This is a genomic window from Rhizorhapis sp. SPR117, assembly GCF_021742065.1.
This window is the reverse complement of sequence record NZ_JAKKIE010000003.1, coordinates 112,544-128,326: the sequence shown is the minus strand read 5'-3', so window position 1 is coordinate 128,326 and position 15,783 is coordinate 112,544. Positions and strand designations below refer to the sequence as shown.

Genomic DNA, 15,783 nt, shown 5'->3' with positions numbered 1-15,783 from the left:
TCACAGGGATGGGATGCGTCCAGGCGATGCGCCCCTTTTGCCTCAAGGATCATGGCCGAAACTCCGACCCACGCAGTCAACGCCGCCTCTGCAGACGGCTCCGGAAGGACGCCGGCGCCGCCTGAATTGAAGCAGGTGCCTTCAGCACAAACGGCGGAACCCCATGCCTGCGAGCCCCGGGCACAATCCGACGCCTCCCATCCTCGCGGACTCTCGGTTGTTGGGATCGACAAGGCCTATGACGGGCGCAAGGTACTGAACGACATCTCGCTTGACGTCGCTCATGGCCAGGTTGTTGGACTGCTCGGACCCAACGGCGCGGGGAAGACGCTGTGCTTCTACTCGATCATCGGCCTTGTGCGGCCGGACGCCGGGCGCATTCTCCTCAACGGCCTCGATGTCACCAAGCTTCCCATGTACCGGCGGGCTCGTCTCGGCCTCGGATATCTGCCCCAGGAGCCATCCATCTTCCGGGGGATGACTGTCTCGCAGAACATCGAGGCCGTGCTGGAACTCGTCGAACCCGATAGGGACGCACGCGGGCGCCGTCTGAACGCTCTTCTCGAAGAATTCCGCATCGAATCCTTACGGGACACACCTGCCAAGTCGCTCTCCGGCGGCGAGCGGCGGCGCTGCGAAATCGCGCGGGCAATGGCGGCAGATCCGACCATCATCCTGCTCGACGAGCCCTTTGCCGGTATCGATCCACTATCCATCGCGGACCTCGAGCGCATGGTGCGCGACTTGAAGAAGCACGATGTCGGCGTTCTGATCACGGATCATAATGTGCGCGAGACACTCGAGCTCGTCGACAGGGCATACATCCTCTACGAAGGCGCTTTGCTCACGCAGGGCACGCCCGCGCAGTTGGTCCTCGATGCGAACGTCAGGCGCCTCTATCTCGGAGAAGGCTTCTCGCTGTAGCCGATTCCGCTGCGCTCCACCCGAACACGAAAGCAGCGATATCCTATCGTGCCGGTCCGTTCTCCCGGAGCGCGCCTGCGATGAGCCCGGCCGTTTTATCGGCGGTCTCGTCAAAGCAGCGGTCAGCCGCGACACCGAAGGCCTCGACGATCGCACCGACACTGTTCTCCTTCGCGCGCGCGTGGGCTGCCAGCGCCCAGACCGCGAGAGGCTCTGTGCCGTCGCGCCGAAGAAGCCGGGCTTCGCCATCCAGTCTCACGATAGGGGGAGCATCGGCAGTTGCGACGTCGGCATAGACCGCTTCGAAATGGTCGATCCTCAACTCGAACCGATAGCCGAAATTCGCAGGCGGGCGGACGGGATACAGCATGACCAAGGGGGCGCGGCGGGCGAAGGCCTGTTCGATGCCTTTGCGGAAGAGATCCGGCACCGGCGAGATCCACCGCGCACTCTTGAGGTACATCGCCCGCGGGCCCCGAACTGTGAGCAGCCGGTCGCCATCGATTTCTGAAGCGAAGCCGATTGTCAGATGCACGCTCTGCCGTTGCTCGATCGCAAGCTGCGGGATTGGCGGCGTGGTCGCGGCTCCTTCGAGCCGATAGAGGACGACCGGCCTCGGTGGCGCCAGGAGAGAGCCCGCACAGCCGCAAAGCATGAGCAGAAGCAGGGCGGCGCCGTGGCGGAACATAGTCATGGGCGCAGTTCCAGTTCCTTTTCGCCCGCCCTGCCCAGGATGCCCCGCGGGTTCTGGCGCACTTCGCGAAGCAGCCGGTCAAGCGAGTCTGCGGCCCGCTCGATACTCGTCAAGGTGCGATCGAAGTTGGGCAGCGTGGTCGTCGAAATTCTCTGGGTCTGGCCGTCAATCCTCTCCAGCGTCCCACGCGCGTCCCGGATCGCGAGCTTGAGGTCGTCCGCCGTCTGCGCGATGTCTGAAGCCGCCCGGCGACCGTCGCCCTCGGCGATATTCCGGACCGAGGCGGCGGCACGCTGAATGTCGGTCGCGGCATCGTCGAGTTTCGCGAGGGTTGAAGACGCACGGGTAAACATTTCGCGGTTTTCGGCGATCGCGCCGGCGGTCAGACGTACGTCATGCGCCGTCGCGGCCAAATCCGTGATTGTCCGATCGGAAAGAAGCCGGTTGACCCGGTTGAGCGCCTCGGTGGCGCTTCGCACCATCTCTCCACCCCCCGGGAACAGGGCAGAAAGCGCGGCCATGGAATCGGTGCTGCTTTGGATGACTGGCCGGCCGCTGTGCGGCACGGTCCTCAAGAGCGGGCGATGTATGGAACCGGACGTTATCTGGATGATATTCACGCCGGAAATGCCCTGGGTCTCCATCATAGCCACCGAATCCGCTCGAACCGGGGTTCCCGCGTGCAACTGGATATCGGTGAGGACGTGGCTGGGATCATGCTCGTCAAGCGCGATAGCCTGGATGCGGCCCATTGTGATGCCATTGAACTGGACGTCTCCGCCGTCGGTCAGACCGCGAACGGGACCCTCGAAGACAATGCGATACTCATCATAGCTTCTGCTGAAATCGGTCCGCCCCAACCAGATGATGAAGATCATCGCAGCGAAGAGGATCGCGACCGACGAAACGCCGACCAGGACATAGCGGGCATGGCGCTCCATCAATGCGCCTCCCGTGCCGCGCGTCCACGCGGACCCCCGAAATAGGCCTTGATCCATGGATGTGCGGAATGCTCGACCTCCCGGGGCGATGCCAAGGCGATCACCCGCTTGTCCGCCAGCACCGCCACTCGGTCACAGATGGTGTACAGTGTATCCAGATCGTGCGTGATCATGAAGACAGTGAGACCGAGCGCGTCGCGCAACGCGCGGACAAGCTCATCGAACGCATTGGCACCGATCGGATCGAGACCGGAAGTCGGCTCGTCGAGGAAAAGCAACTCCGGATCGAGGGCGATCGCCCTGGCGACGCTGGCCCGCTTTCGCATGCCGCCCGACAGCTCGGCCGGCATCTGCGCGCCGGCATGATCGGGAAGACCGACAAGTTTGATCTTCAACGCTGCCATGGCGCGGACGAAGCCGATGGGCAGGTCGGCATGTTCAAGAAACGGCGCCTCGACATTCTCCTGGACCGACAGTGCTGAAAACAGAGCACCCTGCTGGAACATGACGCCGATCCGTCGCTCGACATCGGCCTGCCGGTTCGGATCGAGAACGTCATGGCCAAGAACTGAGATCTCGCCCGCATCGGGTCGCTTGAGACCAAGTATGGAGTTGAGCAGGACTGACTTTCCGGAACCCGATTCGCCCACCACCCCCAGGATTTCGCCACGCTTCAGATCGAGATCGAGGCCGTCGTGAACGACCTTTTCGCCGAACACTGTCCGCAAGCCCTTTACATGAACCAGCGGCAGGTCGCCCTCTTCCTGGCTCACAGATCGAGCTCCGTGAAGATCATGGCGAAGATCGCGTCAAACATGATGATGAGAAACACGGACTGAACGACCGCGGCGGTAACGCGGCGACCGAGGCTCCCTGTATCGCCCTCGACCATGAAACCCTGCCGGCAACCGGTGGCGGCGATCACCACAGCAAGGAAGGGGGCCTTGCTCATGCCGATCCAAAAATGCCTGATCTCGACGGATTCGAGCGTGCGGTTGATGAAGAAGACCGGACTGATGTCGAGCGTCAGCCAGCTGACGAGCAATCCCCCGACGATACCGCCGATATCCGCGCAGAACGTCATCAGCGGCATCATCAGCAGGGCCGCAAGAACGCGCGGGACGACGAGCGCATCGAACAGATCGACGCCCATTACTTGCATGGCGTTGATTTCCTGGTTCATCCGCATCGCGCCGATCTGCGCCGCGAAGGCCGATGCCGATCGGCCGGCGAGAAGAATGGCTGCGATGACGACGCCAAACTCGCGCAGAATCGCCACGCCGACCATTTGCACCGTGAAGACCGACACGCCGAATTCGACGAGGATGTTGACGCCCACCAGCGCCACGACAGCTCCGATGAAGAACGTCATAATGACCGTTATCGGAATGCCGTCGAGACCCGCTTCCTCCATGACCGCCACAAGCGGCGTCAGGCGCAACCGCCGCGGCCGGAGCGCCGTTCGGATCAGAGCGAGGATGAGTTGGCCTGCAAACGCCAGGGCACGGTAGACTTCGATGCCCTCGGCTACGACTGCCCTCCCCAGCCGCTCGAAGAATGCCGTGATGCCGTGATCGGCGCGCACCGCCGTCGGCGCGGCCTCGAGCGCAGGATGCACGATCTCGGCGAGCCGCCGCAAATCCTCCCGATCGAAGCGCTTCTCGGCGCCCGTCGTGAGCGCACCGAGCAGAGCATAGATTCCCGCGCTGTCGGCCCGTCCGAGTTGTGATATGTCGACCGCCACCATGCGCCCGCCCCGACCGATTTCGCGTTCCAGCCGCGCAGGAACACTTCCAAGCATCAGCACCGTCCAATCTCCGCGCGCGACAAGCTCATGCCCGCGACCCGACGTGCGAAGTGCATAATCGGCCGGTTCGGGCGGGTGTCGGGCTGAAGAGGCAGTTCGGGAAGGCGGCATGGGCCTGCCCTCACCCGCCGCAAGGCGGCCGAGCAGAGGCCGCCGGCCACTTGCGGCGAGATGCGATTGGCTCCGGAGAGCGCCCGGTCGTCTCCTGGTCACAGGACATCATCAGCCTCCACCATAGCGAGGCCGGGGGTCGGCTTTGCAAGATGCGCCTCCCGAGACCTTCCGCTTTTGTTCATGATGCCGACGGCTATGGTCGATAATCCGCAATGCTACGTAATGATTGGGCCGGGGCTACTGGTCGTAGATTTCCGATTTTCTGCGCGGAAGGTTTTTTGGTGCTCAACGGCCGCGACGCGTAGGAATTCGCGTTCGCCTATCGGGGCGGAAAAGGCGCTTGGTCCATCTCACAAACCGCCGCAGCAGCCGCGCGTGACTTCGATCGGGAGGCTCCGGGGCCGCGGCGTTGCGCTTCCGGGCCCCGAACATGCGCCGAAGCGCGCGAATGCCGGATCAGCGCCGGCTTGCCCGCACCACGATCTTGCTGAGTTCGCGCAGCCAGAGCACCGAACTCGCGGTCACCGTGCAGAGCGCCCAGTCCCCCGCGCCGAGGCTCGTCGTCGAGAACGCCTGCTGGAGAATGGGCAGATATACCACGCCCGCCTGCAGCACGAGTGACAGCCCCACCGCCGCCCACAGCCAGGGATTGGCAAAGAGGCCGTGAAACGCGCTTTGCTCGTCCGAGCGCGCGTTGAAGATGTTGAAAAGCTGGAAGAGGGTCAATGTCGAGAACGCCATCGTCTGGGCATAGCCGATCGTGCCGCTTCCTTCGATCAGACCGCCCGGCAGGCCCGCGTCGAGCACCAGCAGCGTGCCTGCAGCCATCACCATGCCGACGAACAATATGCCTGCCCACATGCGCGGCGTGATGACCCGCTCCTCGCGGGCGCGCGGGGGCTTCGCCATCGTGCCGCTGTCCGGCGGCTCTATCCCGAGCGCGAGCGCCGGCGCGCCATCGGTGACAAGGTTGATCCACAGAATCTGCGTCGCCAGCAGCGGCAAGACGAGACCACCGCTGCTCGCTGCGGTCAGACCAAGCGCATCCGCGAGCAGGACGCCGAAGAACATCGTCATCACCTCCCCAATGTTCGAGGAGAGAAGGTAGCGCAGGAACTTGCGGATATTGGCGTAGATCGCGCGGCCTTCCTCGACCGCGGCGACGATGGTCGCGAAATTGTCGTCGGCCAGCACGACGTCGGCTGCCTGCTTGGACACGTCGGTTCCGGTAATGCCCATGGCGATCCCGATGTCGGCGGTGGTGAGCGCCGGCGCATCGTTGACGCCGTCGCCGGTCATCGCGACCGTCATGCCGTTGCGCTGGAATGCCTTGACGATACGCAACTTGTGCTCGGGGTCGACCCGCCCGAAGACCGAGATGGTGCGCACGGTCTCATCGAGCGACGCATCCGACATCGCGTCGATCTGCGCCCCGGTGACGGCGCGGCCGTCATCGGAGACGCCGAGTTCCACGGCAATGACCGCGGCGGTCTTGGGATGGTCGCCGGTGATCATGATCGGGCGGATGCCCGCATGCTTGGCGTGGACGATTGCAGCCTTGGCCTCGTCCCGCGGTGGATCGATCATGCCGACCAGCCCGAGGAACACGAGGTCATGTTCCAGGCCATCGTCGAACGCCCTCGGCGTCGAACCGTCGTTGGGCAGCGTGCGGAAGGCCAGGCCGAGCGTGCGCAGCGCCTCGCCTGCCAGCCCCTCGTTGATCTGTCCGATCTCGGTTCGACGTGCGTCGGTCAGAGGCCTCGTCCCGCCGCCCACAAGTTCATGCGAGCAGCGCGCCAGCAGCACATCCGGCGCACCCTTGGTCAGCGTCAGCAGCCGTTCCTCTTGTTCCGCATCGCTATGGACCGTGCTCATCAACTTGCGTTCGGATGAGAACGGCACCTCGCCGATCCGACAAAAACGGGCTTCGAGCGCATCGCTTGCGAGGCGCGCCTTGCGCGCGGCGACGAGGAGCGCGCCCTCGGTGGGATCGCCCTGCACCGACCATTGTCCGTCATGCTCCTGAAGCACGGCGTTGTTGGCGCGATCGGCCGCGGTGAGCGTACGCAGCAATTCGGTCCGAAGATCACCATCGACACCTTCGCCCCGCTCGTCGCGCAGTTCGCCCTCCGGGCGATAGCCCGTTCCAGCCAGGGTGACGCGGCCGCTCGCGGTGACGACCGCCCGCACCGTCATCTCGTTGCGGGTCAGCGTGCCGGTCTTGTCGGAGGCGATGACGTCGGCCGAGCCGAGCGTCTCGACCGCAGCCAGATGACGCACGATGGCGTGCCGCTTGGCCATTCTCTGGACGCCGAGCGAGAGCACCGCGGTCACGATCGCCGGCAGGCCCTCGGGCACGGCGGCGACGGCGAGCGCGACGCCCAGGATCAGCACGTCGAAGACCGCCGAAAAGCCGCGAATATCCTCCACCAGGAGGATCGTCGCGATCATCACGACGGCGATCGCGACGACGATCACGCCCAACAGCCGGCCGGTGCGGTCGAGCTCCCGCTGCAACGGGGTCATCTCCTTCGGCGCGTCCTCGATCAGGCCTGCGATTCGTCCCATCTCGGTCCGCATGCCGGTCGCCGTGACGACCGCGCTGCCCCGGCCGTAGGTCGCGCTTGTGCCGGCGAAGATCATGTTATGGCGGTCGCCGAGCGGCACGTCGTCCTGGATCGGGTCGACGTCCTTGGCCACGGGCAGGCTTTCTCCGGTCAGCGACGCCTCGCCCGTCTGCAGGGAAACGGACTCGATCAGGCGGGCGTCGGCGGGCACGGTAACGCCCTCTTCGACAAAGATGATGTCGCCCGGGACGAGCTCGCTCGCCGGAATGCTCTGCCGCGCGCTGCCCCGCATGACGCTGGCCCGCGCCGCCGACATCTTCTGCAGGGCGGAGACCGCCTGTTCGGCGCGGACCCGCTGGACATAGCCCATGGCCGCATTGAGGAGGACGATGGCGAAGATCGCCATCGCCTCGAAGGGCAAGGACGAGTCGCGCTCGTAGAACCAAAGGCCGGCCGAGACGAACGCCGCGACGAGCAGCAGGATGACCAGCACGTCGGAGAACTGCGCCAGGATCTTTCGCCAGATCGGCACGGGTTTGGCGGTGGCAAGCGCATTGGGGCCATATCGGTCGAGACGGGCGAGCGCCTCCGCCCGGGTCAGTCCGGCCGCGGCATCCGCGCCGAACAAGGCGAGGACCGCTTCCACGGATTGCCGGTGGGGTCCGGTCCCTTCCGGTTCGGCCTGACCGGGCGTGTCAGCCATGTTCACTCCTTCGATGCTGCCACGGCCTCGGTCAACGGCAGGCATTCAGCCGCCGATCTTTTCCACGCGGCCGATGCGTCGCACCGTGCGCTTACCGGATCGCATCCGCCAAAACGCCGACTCCTCTCGCTATAGGCGGTGCGCGGCGCGATCGCAGCAAGGCAATGCGCGTTGGGATGCTCGAGCGCCGCGCTCAAGCGCCGACAGTCTCTGCCGCGGGCGGAAGGCTTCGGCGCCCGGCGGGGGCCATCGATCACATGAAGGTCGTGGCCCGACATGGCTAGCCGCTGACCCTCGGGCTCCGCCCACACGAGCAACCGCCCGTCACATCCAAAGCGCAAGCGGCCAGGATCGCTGGCTGCGGCTCTCACTAATCGGCCGGATTGGCCATCGAGGCTGACGGGAGTCTGGCGCCGCCGCATGCGTGAGACCTTCGGCGATGAACTCGGCTTCGGGTGATGAGGATGCGGATTTCCGGGTGATCCGGGAATCGTGAGATTGCCCGAAGAGGACCCCGGGGAAATCCTGGAAGAGCCAAGGATGGAATCAGCGGCTGAACAGGAGGGGGATCTTTGCGCCGTCAAGCAGATCATGCGTCACGCCCCCCAACAGCAATTCGTGCACCCGGGAATGAATGGCGGCACCCAGCACGAGCAGGTCCGACCGTTGGGCGGCCGCAAAGTCGGTCAGCGCCGTGGCATCGCTCCGGCCATCCGAAGAGATATCTTGAAAATGGGCGACAAAGCCGTGGCGGCGAATGTATCGGACAACGTCCGTCCCCGAGTGGGTGCTATGGCCCTTGAGCGTATCTGCGGCATCCACCGTGATCACGTCCACCTGGGCGCCTGGTTTGGCAAGGATGAGGCTGTCGGCAAGCGCGCGGGCGGCCTCCCAAGTGCTATTCCAGCCGACGAGAAGACCTTCGAACGGCGCGGGTACCCACGCTACGGGCAAAACAAGCAGAGGACGTCCGGAAGCCTGTACGAGAGCCTCGAATAGCTGACGCCGAAGCCGAGGATTGCCGTAGGCGGAGGTCGGAGCGAGGAGAGCCAGATCAGCATAACGGGCCTCGACCGGAATCTGCCCGATCAGGCTAGCCGCATCTCGAGGGATGTTCCGCAGCTCGAATCCTTCACGCTGGGCGCGCTTTTCGACTTCTGCCCCCTTGGCCTCGATCGCTGCGATCAGCTCGTCCCTGACTACGGCTGAGCCGACGGAAAGGTCGCCGCTCGGCATGGCAACCGCTGAAAGTGCGACCACGATCAACCCGGCATCATGAAGTCGTGCAAGCCGCACGGCGTCGGTCAGAAACTGCTCCTCCAGAACACCAGTTTCAACGATGGCGAGGATCTGTTTGATCATGCTGCCGGCAATGCCGCACGATCAGGGCGGTCGCATTTAGGATATTTACGTAAGATCGCAGCACGACGGAAGGCCAAGCACTGCGAGCGCCTCCGATCGAACGCATCGAAGAAGGTCATGCTAGTCGCGCGCAACGCATCAGCAACCGGGGTCGGGCGGCGAACGCCCGTTATGTATGATTCGGATGGCTTTCCCGTCCTGCGGGCGAAGCTCGGGCAGCTTTTTGAGAAGGAGCCGAACCTTACCGCGGGCGAGCTTGGGAGCATCAAAGCCAGGACGGTTATCGCCGATGGCGAGCACGAACAGTTCATCGCCCGCGAGCATAGCGAGCGGCTTGCGCGCCTGATTCCAGGAGCCAGGCTGCTCATCCTGCCGAATGTCAGCCACGGCGGACCGCAGCAAGATCCCGTCAGTTTCCATCGGTCGGTCACGGCGCTGCTGAATAGTCTCGCCATCCGGGCGTCATTGCGGAAAGCACGTACAGACGCACGCGCGCGTGTTGGGATAATCCTGGGTCAGGAGGCCCATCATGGACAGCGACGTCACACATCCGCGCGATGCCGGCTCGATCGCATCGGCTGAAAATGGGGAACATGCCTTCCCGCTGGACTGGGCCCTCGGCGGAGTCGCTGGCCTGAGTGAGGCGAACATGCGACTCGCATTGAGGCTCGGGGACGGACTTCGGGCCGCTTGGGAGCGTCTCAGCCAGATCGGCGAGAAGGCGTTTATCGAATGCGGCGCGGAAGGCAGCGCCATGCTGCGCCGGGCGGCGAACACCGGCGGCAGCGACGGTGAAGACGATGTTCGTCCCGGCCGATGGGAGGACATCATCGCCGATATCGAGGAATGGCGACTGGAGGCCGCCGAAGGGTTGGTCGCGGCTTGGCAGGATTGGCAGCGCGCGTGGGCCGGCGGCGGGACCATGGCTCGGCCAGCCGAGGAACGAGGCGAGTTGGTGTTGACGCCGTGGCCGGTCGTTCTCACCGAAAAGGCCGACGCGCAGCGACCCGACTCAGTCGCGCCAGGCTGAGGCTTGGCATTCTCCGCGTAGACGTCGCCGGCATGATTCGAATGTGATTAGGCGATTACTGATGCGATCTTGGGATATATACTTATTCTGACGCGGCCGCTTGCGATGATAGCCGTCGCGGACATGAAGAACATTGCGACCCTCACGATGAACCCGGCCATAGACGTGGCGTACGAGGCGGATCGTGTCTTTCACACGCACAAGATCCGGGCTAGCCAGGAACAGTATGATCCGGGAGGAGGCGGCATCAATGTTACGCGCGTCATTGCCCGGCTTGGCGGCACGGCGCGAGCCCATTATCTGGCGGGCGGCGCCACCGGCGCCACGCTCGACAGCCTTCTCGATCTCCATCAAATGGTCCGAGCCCGTATTCCAATCGAGGGCAATACGCGTATCAGCACGGCTGTCTACGAACGGGAAACCGGCAAGGAATTCAGGCTAGTGCCGCGTGGGCCTGTCGTGGCCGAACAGGAATGGCAAGCATGCCTGGATCATCTTGACGGCATCGAATGTGATTATCTGGTTGCAAGCGGATCGCTCCCGCCGGGCGTGCCCGAGGACTTCTACAACCGTGTCCAGCGGATAGCCGCTGCCCGCGGAATCGAGCTCATTCTTGACAGTTCGGGTTCCGCCCTGAAGCGCGGCCTCGCTGGCGGCGGCATTTTCCTGGTCAAGCCCAGTTTGGGCGAGCTTCAACAGTTCGTGGGCACTCCCCTAATGGAGCTCGACGACATCGCAGCGGCCGCGTCCGACATCGTCAACCGCGATCAGGCCAAATATGTGGCAGTGACCATGGGACAGGACGGCGCCCTGCTCGCGCAGCGCTCCGGAGTGTTGAGCCTGCCGGCGGTGCCGGTTGATGCGAAAAGCGCAGTCGGCGCCGGAGATAGCTTCCTGGCGGCTATGACATTCGCGCTCGCTTGCGGGCGGGAGCTCGTGGAGGCCTTCCGGTATGGAATCGCGGCAGGCGCCGCGGCGGTCCTTTCCCCGGGCAATAATCTTTGCCGTCGGGATGACGTCGAGCGCATGCACGCGCTTGTCGCTCCTGGCGGAACGCAATGGAAATCTACGACCAGTCCGATACGGCCCGCCGCCAGCGAATGAGGAACGCGCTTCAGGGGCGACGCGCGAGCGCCTGACCTCTCGAAGCGGCCGCCGCCGACCGGTGTCGCGGACGTCCACGCATCGGGAGGCAAAGCAGCTACGATGACCGATAGGTCGAGGAGCCGGGACCAGGCTCGCGGCCGGGATTATCCTGATCGGGAACGTCTGGAATGATCTCCGGGGGCTCTGAAAAGGGATTTTCGGCCGGCCCCGGACCGGGCGGCGTCTCCGGTGGCGACTGGGGCTGAATAGTATCCGGCGGCGGAAATTCGGGCTGGGTTGCCATTATGCTTCTCCTCTTTCCAACACGCGCCCACGGCAGGGCCTCACGCCCGGACAAGCCCGCGAACGTCAAGCTTCCCCGGAGTAGATCCGCACGATCTTGTCCAGCATCGCCAGAGCCTCGGACCGTGGCCGCTGGAAGCTGTTGCGGCCGATGATCGAACCGCCACCGCCACCCTCGCGGATCGCGCGGACGTCCCGGTACAGCGTCTCCGGATCCGTGGCTGCGCCTCCCGAGAAGATGACGAGCCGCCGTCCGGCGAAAGCGGCCTCGACCACATGCCGAATTCTGTCGACCGGATCAGCCCATTGCCGGCCGGCGTAAGCGGATTTGGCGGCATCCTGTTCGACATGATCACTGGGAACTTTCACCTTGACGATGTGGGCTCCCAGCTCGACGGCGATATGCGCGGCGTATGCGACGATATCGAGCGCCGTCTCGCCGACCGCGGTAATCGATCCGCCGCGCGGATAGGACCATAGGAGCAGCGGGAGACCGGCGGCGCGCGCTTCCCGGGCCACGGTGCGCAGCTCGTCCACCTGGCCGAAAAAGCCATCGGAGCCAGGATAGAGTGTGAATCCAACTGCTGCGCAATCGAGGCGCAGCGCGTCATCCACGCTTGCGAAGACGGCTTGATCCTTGACAGCGGAGAGGCAGTTCGAGGAATTGAGCTTGAGGATCGTGGGGATTTGTCCGGCGAAGGTGTCGATTCCAGCCTCCAGCATCCCGAGCGGCGCCGCGAAGGCCGATAGACCGGCGTCGATCGCGAGCCGAAAATGATAATGAGGGTCATAGGCGGCGGGATTTGCGGCGAAGCTTCGCGCAGGACCATGCTCGAGCCCCTGGTCTACGGGAAGGATGACGAGGTGACCGGTCCCGCCGACTCGGCCCTGCATCAGGATGCGCGCCAAATTCATCTTGGTTTCGGCCGATTCGCCTTCATACCGGGCAAGAATCTTGTGAACCCGGTCAGAGATGTGCATTCGTGCGGGATGCCCTCGATCGAGGCTGTCGGGATCGCCCTCGCGCTCCTGCGCGTCTGCCTCCTCCTCGACCGTCACAGCAGGTTCGCGTGCAGCCCGCCGAGGCCATCGGCTGCTCTCTCGTCCCCGGCCTCCATCATGGCGTGGCCCGGCTGACGACGTTGACGGTCCCGTCGGGCATCACCTGGATAAGGTGCGCGGCACCGTCCTCGCAACGGGCACGCCACATTGGCCGTTGGGCGGGCGCGGCGATCTGCTCGGACCCGGTCACGTTCTGGCAGGGCAAACCCGCGTCTCGGATCGCACGGAAGAACACCGCGTTCCGCTGAGGCACGTTGAGCGTCCCAACCTCTGCGACGTAATTGGTCACGTTGCCTCCCGCGTCGGCCGTGTCAGTGGCGTCCTTGTCGGCCCTGCCGCATGCGGCGAGCGCGAGGAGCGCTATGGTCGTGACGATCGTACGCATCATGCTTCTCCGCTGTTGAGGCAAGGATGGTCGTTCGATCTGACCGGGCCAATGCGTATATTTCCGGATCGGCAAGCCCCGTGCTCCAGGTCCGAGGCGACTCGCGGACCAATGGAAGCTCCACCTAATCGCCCCGGAAAGCGGCCAGGATTGCACATAGGCATGTCGGTCGGCTACTCGGACTCGGTGGCCGCGCGACTACGTATCATCCCCGACTGACAAGCCATATCATGCCGATCATCCTCGTCGCGCATCGCCATGACGACGGACCGCATAATGACCGCAAGCCTGATACTTTGGTTCGACAAGATCGGAATCGGCGATATCGCCATGGTCGGCGGCAAGAACGCTTCGCTCGGCGAAATGGTGAGCACGCTTTCCGCCACGGGCGTGCGGGTCCCTGCCGGTTTTGCCATCACTGCTGACGCCTATCGCGGCTTCATTGCGGCCAACGGGATAGAGGCCGCAATCCGGGCGGAGCTCGCCGGTTATGAGGATGGCAAAGCGACGCTTCAAGTAGCGGGCAATGCGATACGCTCGCTGTTCCTGGACGGCGACGTTCCCCCTGCCCTCGCCGAGGCCATCCGGACCGCCTATGACGAGCTCAAGCAGAGGACGGGCGCGCCCCATCTGGCCGTCGCGGTGCGCAGCAGCGCCACAGCGGAGGATTTGCCGGACGCCAGCTTTGCTGGCCAGCAGGAAACATTTCTCAATGTGCGCGGTCACCGGGCGCTGCTCGACGCCTGCCGCCGCTGCTTTGCGTCGCTCTTCACGGATCGGGCGATCAGCTATCGCCAGACCAAGGGGTTCGATCATTTCGATGTCGCGCTCTCAATCGGCGTCCAGCAGATGGTGCGATCCGATCTTGCCGGATCGGGCGTGATGTTCTCGATCGATACCGAGAGCGGCTTTCCCAATGTCACGGTGATCAGTGCCGCATGGGGCCTGGGCGAGACCGTCGTGCAGGGGAGCGTCGACCCGGACAAATATCTGGTCTTCAAGCCGCTGCTCGAAAGGCGCGACGCGCGGCCGATCATCGAAAAGATACTGGGCAAGAAAGCGCTGAAAATGCGCTACGCCGAAGGCGGGAGCAAGCGCACCCGGATCGTCGAGACCAGTCGCGCCGAACGAGAAGCCTTCGTGCTCGATGACGACGACATCCTCGAGCTCGGCCGTTGGTCGGTCATCGTCGAGGGACATTACGGCCGGCCGATGGACATGGAATGGGCCAAGGACGGCGAGACCGGGACGCTCTTCCTCGTCCAAGCACGCCCGGAAACCGTCCAGGCCGGGCTCAGCCGCTCCTCGTTCCTGCGCTATCAACTCAAGGCCAAAGGCGGCACACCGCTGGTGACGGGTGCCGCCATCGGCAGCGCGATTGCGACAGGGCAGGCCTGCGTGATCCGCAACGCCGCGGATATCGACCAGTTTCGCGATGGGGCGATCCTTGTCACCAGCACGACCGACCCGGACTGGGTTCCGATCATGAAGCGCGCGGCCGGCATCATAACCGATCATGGCGGCGCCACCAGCCACGCCGCCATCGTCAGCCGCGAACTGGGCGTTCCCGCCGTCGTGGGAACCGGCAATGCCACGACGGTCCTCAGCCGCGAGCAGGACATCACGCTGTGCTGCGCGGAAGGCGACCTGGGCAGCGTCTATGCCGGCCGCCTCGCCTTCGAGCGGGAGGAGATCGATCTGGGCGCCCTTCCCCGGACCAGAACCGACGTGATGGTCAATATCGCGAATCCAGCCGCCGCCTTCCAGTGGTGGCGTCTGCCGGCCAAAGGCGTCGGGCTCGCTCGCATGGAGTTCATCGTCAATGCGCTGATCAAGGCGCATCCGATGGCCTTGCTCCATCCCGAGCGGGTCAGTGCGGAGGATAATCGCCTGATCGGCGAACTGACCCGCGGTCATGCGAGCCCGGCCGACTATTTCGTCGATCTCTTGTCGCGCGGGATCGCGAAGCTGGCGGCGCCCTATCACCCGCATCCGGCGATCGTGCGTCTGAGTGACTTCAAGACCAACGAATATTCCCATCTGCTGGGCGGACGCGCATTCGAGCCGGAGGAGGAAAATCCGATGCTCGGTTTTCGCGGCGCCTCCCGCTACTATGATGACCGTTATCGTGAAGGCTTTGCGCTCGAATGCCGCGCGCTCAAGCGCGTTCGGGAGACGCTGGGATTCACCAACGTGATCGTCATGGTCCCGTTCTGCCGCACGCCGGCGGAGGCCGACCGGGTACTCGCGGTGATGGCCGAAAATGGGCTGCGCCGCGGCGAGAACGGGCTTCAAGTCTATATGATGTGCGAGATCCCCTCGAACGTCATCTTGGCGGAGCAGTTCGCCAAGCGCTTCGACGGCTTCTCGATCGGATCGAACGACCTCACGCAGCTCGTGCTCGGCGTCGACCGGGATTCCGATCTGCTCGCGACGCTGTTCGATGAGCGCGACGAAGCGGTCAAGCGCATGGTCTCCGAAGCGATCCGCAAAGCCCATGCTGCGGGCATCAAGATCGGTATCTGCGGCCAGGCGCCCAGCAATTATCCCGACTTCGCGGCCTTCCTGGTTGGTGAGGGTATCGACTCGATCTCGCTCAATCCCGACAGCTTCGTTCGCACCATCACCCATATCAGCGAGGCCGAGCAGTCTGCACAGGTGGACACGGCCCTTCTGCTGGCCGCGCAAGAGCATTGAGCGCCGCGGCCGGCGCATATGGTCTTGATCTTGGAAGGAGGCGCCGCTCGTCTATCGTTGAAATCCGCGTCCGGGGTGCGCGGCCGCCGCTCTATCGGGTAAGACCGC

Annotated in this window: 14 protein-coding genes; 5 read left to right on the top strand and 9 right to left on the bottom strand. The window is 64.3% G+C overall.

Features of this window, described 5'->3' with window-relative positions:
• The first annotated feature begins 126 nt into the window (after positions 1–126).
• Positions 127–924 carry an LPS export ABC transporter ATP-binding protein gene (gene lptB / locus L3X40_RS02355; protein WP_413243696.1) on the top strand — a complete coding sequence of 266 codons (798 nt, stop codon included), beginning with the start codon at positions 127–129 and terminating at the stop codon, positions 922–924.
• Between the two features lie 43 nt (positions 925–967).
• Here the strand turns inward: lptB and L3X40_RS02350 are convergent, their stop codons facing one another.
• From L3X40_RS02350 to L3X40_RS02325, 6 genes are all read right to left on the bottom strand, one after another.
• Positions 968–1,618 carry an ABC-type transport auxiliary lipoprotein family protein gene (locus L3X40_RS02350; protein WP_082748529.1) on the bottom strand — a complete coding sequence of 217 codons (651 nt, stop codon included), beginning with the start codon at positions 1,616–1,618 and terminating at the stop codon, positions 968–970.
• On the bottom strand, positions 1,615–2,559 hold the full coding sequence (locus L3X40_RS02345) for an MlaD family protein (RefSeq protein WP_066561622.1): 945 nt from the start codon (positions 2,557–2,559) through the stop codon (positions 1,615–1,617). Before L3X40_RS02345 ends, L3X40_RS02350 begins: the two co-directional genes overlap by 4 nt.
• Positions 2,559–3,332, bottom strand: coding sequence for an ABC transporter ATP-binding protein (locus tag L3X40_RS02340; RefSeq protein WP_066556496.1), 774 nt, complete (start codon positions 3,330–3,332; stop codon positions 2,559–2,561). Before L3X40_RS02340 ends, L3X40_RS02345 begins: the two co-directional genes overlap by 1 nt.
• The gene (locus L3X40_RS02335; protein ID WP_082748527.1) at positions 3,329–4,477 is read right to left on the bottom strand and encodes an ABC transporter permease; all 1,149 of its coding nucleotides are present in this window, start codon (positions 4,475–4,477) and stop codon (positions 3,329–3,331) included. Before L3X40_RS02335 ends, L3X40_RS02340 begins: the two co-directional genes overlap by 4 nt.
• A gap of 459 nt (positions 4,478–4,936) precedes the next feature.
• Complete coding sequence (locus tag L3X40_RS02330) at positions 4,937–7,750, bottom strand: cation-translocating P-type ATPase (RefSeq protein WP_066556493.1); 2,814 nt, start codon at positions 7,748–7,750, stop codon at positions 4,937–4,939.
• Positions 7,751–8,296: 546 nt separating this feature from the next.
• Entirely contained in the window at positions 8,297–9,112 is an 816-nt protein-coding gene (locus tag L3X40_RS02325; RefSeq protein WP_066556489.1) for a universal stress protein, read from the bottom strand.
• A 171-nt stretch (positions 9,113–9,283) separates the two neighbouring features.
• On the opposite strand from L3X40_RS02325, the gene L3X40_RS02320 reads away from it, so the two are divergent.
• The 3 genes from L3X40_RS02320 (at position 9,284) to L3X40_RS02310 (ending at position 11,246) form a co-directional block, all read left to right on the top strand.
• A complete protein-coding gene (locus L3X40_RS02320; RefSeq protein WP_145907242.1) occupies positions 9,284–9,694 on the top strand; it encodes an alpha/beta fold hydrolase in 411 nt (136 codons plus the stop codon).
• Entirely contained in the window at positions 9,642–10,142 is a 501-nt protein-coding gene (locus tag L3X40_RS02315; RefSeq protein ID WP_066556485.1) for a hypothetical protein, read from the top strand. The genes L3X40_RS02320 and L3X40_RS02315 overlap by 53 nt, the downstream gene beginning before the upstream one ends.
• A 123-nt stretch (positions 10,143–10,265) precedes the next feature.
• Complete coding sequence (locus tag L3X40_RS02310) at positions 10,266–11,246, top strand: 1-phosphofructokinase family hexose kinase (protein ID WP_066561619.1); 981 nt, start codon at positions 10,266–10,268, stop codon at positions 11,244–11,246.
• Positions 11,247–11,343: 97 nt separating this feature from the next.
• Here L3X40_RS02310 and L3X40_RS02305 read toward each other — a convergent pair whose 3' ends face one another.
• The 3 genes from L3X40_RS02305 to L3X40_RS02295 all read right to left on the bottom strand — a co-directional run bounded on the left by L3X40_RS02305 (position 11,344) and on the right by L3X40_RS02295 (position 13,053).
• Entirely contained in the window at positions 11,344–11,532 is a 189-nt protein-coding gene (locus tag L3X40_RS02305; RefSeq protein ID WP_082748524.1) for a hypothetical protein, read from the bottom strand.
• A 65-nt stretch (positions 11,533–11,597) separates the two neighbouring features.
• The gene (locus L3X40_RS02300; protein WP_066561618.1) at positions 11,598–12,512 is read right to left on the bottom strand and encodes a class I fructose-bisphosphate aldolase; all 915 of its coding nucleotides are present in this window, start codon (positions 12,510–12,512) and stop codon (positions 11,598–11,600) included.
• Positions 12,513–12,648: 136 nt separating this feature from the next.
• A complete protein-coding gene (locus tag L3X40_RS02295) occupies positions 12,649–13,053 on the bottom strand; it encodes a hypothetical protein (RefSeq protein WP_237364199.1) in 405 nt (134 codons plus the stop codon).
• Positions 13,054–13,254: 201 nt separating this feature from the next.
• On the opposite strand from L3X40_RS02295, the gene ppsA reads away from it, so the two are divergent.
• Complete coding sequence (gene ppsA, locus L3X40_RS02290) at positions 13,255–15,675, top strand: phosphoenolpyruvate synthase (protein ID WP_066556477.1); 2,421 nt, start codon at positions 13,255–13,257, stop codon at positions 15,673–15,675.
• The last annotated feature ends 108 nt before the right edge of the window (positions 15,676–15,783 follow it).

What these genes read in the sequence shown, in the direction of transcription:
- L3X40_RS02350 (WP_082748529.1), bottom strand. Translation starts at nt 1,618, where the DNA reads ATGACTATGTTCCGCCACGGCGCCGCCCTGCTTCTGCTCATGCTTTGC.
- L3X40_RS02345 (WP_066561622.1), bottom strand. Translation starts at nt 2,559, where the DNA reads ATGGAGCGCCATGCCCGCTATGTCCTGGTCGGCGTTTCGTCGGTCGCG.
- L3X40_RS02335 (WP_082748527.1), bottom strand. Translation starts at nt 4,477, where the DNA reads ATGCCGCCTTCCCGAACTGCCTCTTCAGCCCGACACCCGCCCGAACCG.
- L3X40_RS02330 (WP_066556493.1), bottom strand. Translation starts at nt 7,750, where the DNA reads ATGGCTGACACGCCCGGTCAGGCCGAACCGGAAGGGACCGGACCCCAC.
- L3X40_RS02325 (WP_066556489.1), bottom strand. Translation starts at nt 9,112, where the DNA reads ATGATCAAACAGATCCTCGCCATCGTTGAAACTGGTGTTCTGGAGGAG.
- L3X40_RS02320 (WP_145907242.1), top strand. Translation starts at nt 9,284, where the DNA reads ATGTATGATTCGGATGGCTTTCCCGTCCTGCGGGCGAAGCTCGGGCAG.
- L3X40_RS02315 (WP_066556485.1), top strand. Translation starts at nt 9,642, where the DNA reads ATGGACAGCGACGTCACACATCCGCGCGATGCCGGCTCGATCGCATCG.
- L3X40_RS02310 (WP_066561619.1), top strand. Translation starts at nt 10,266, where the DNA reads ATGAAGAACATTGCGACCCTCACGATGAACCCGGCCATAGACGTGGCG.
- L3X40_RS02305 (WP_082748524.1), bottom strand. Translation starts at nt 11,532, where the DNA reads ATGGCAACCCAGCCCGAATTTCCGCCGCCGGATACTATTCAGCCCCAG.
- L3X40_RS02300 (WP_066561618.1), bottom strand. Translation starts at nt 12,512, where the DNA reads ATGCACATCTCTGACCGGGTTCACAAGATTCTTGCCCGGTATGAAGGC.
- ppsA (WP_066556477.1), top strand. Translation starts at nt 13,255, where the DNA reads ATGACCGCAAGCCTGATACTTTGGTTCGACAAGATCGGAATCGGCGAT.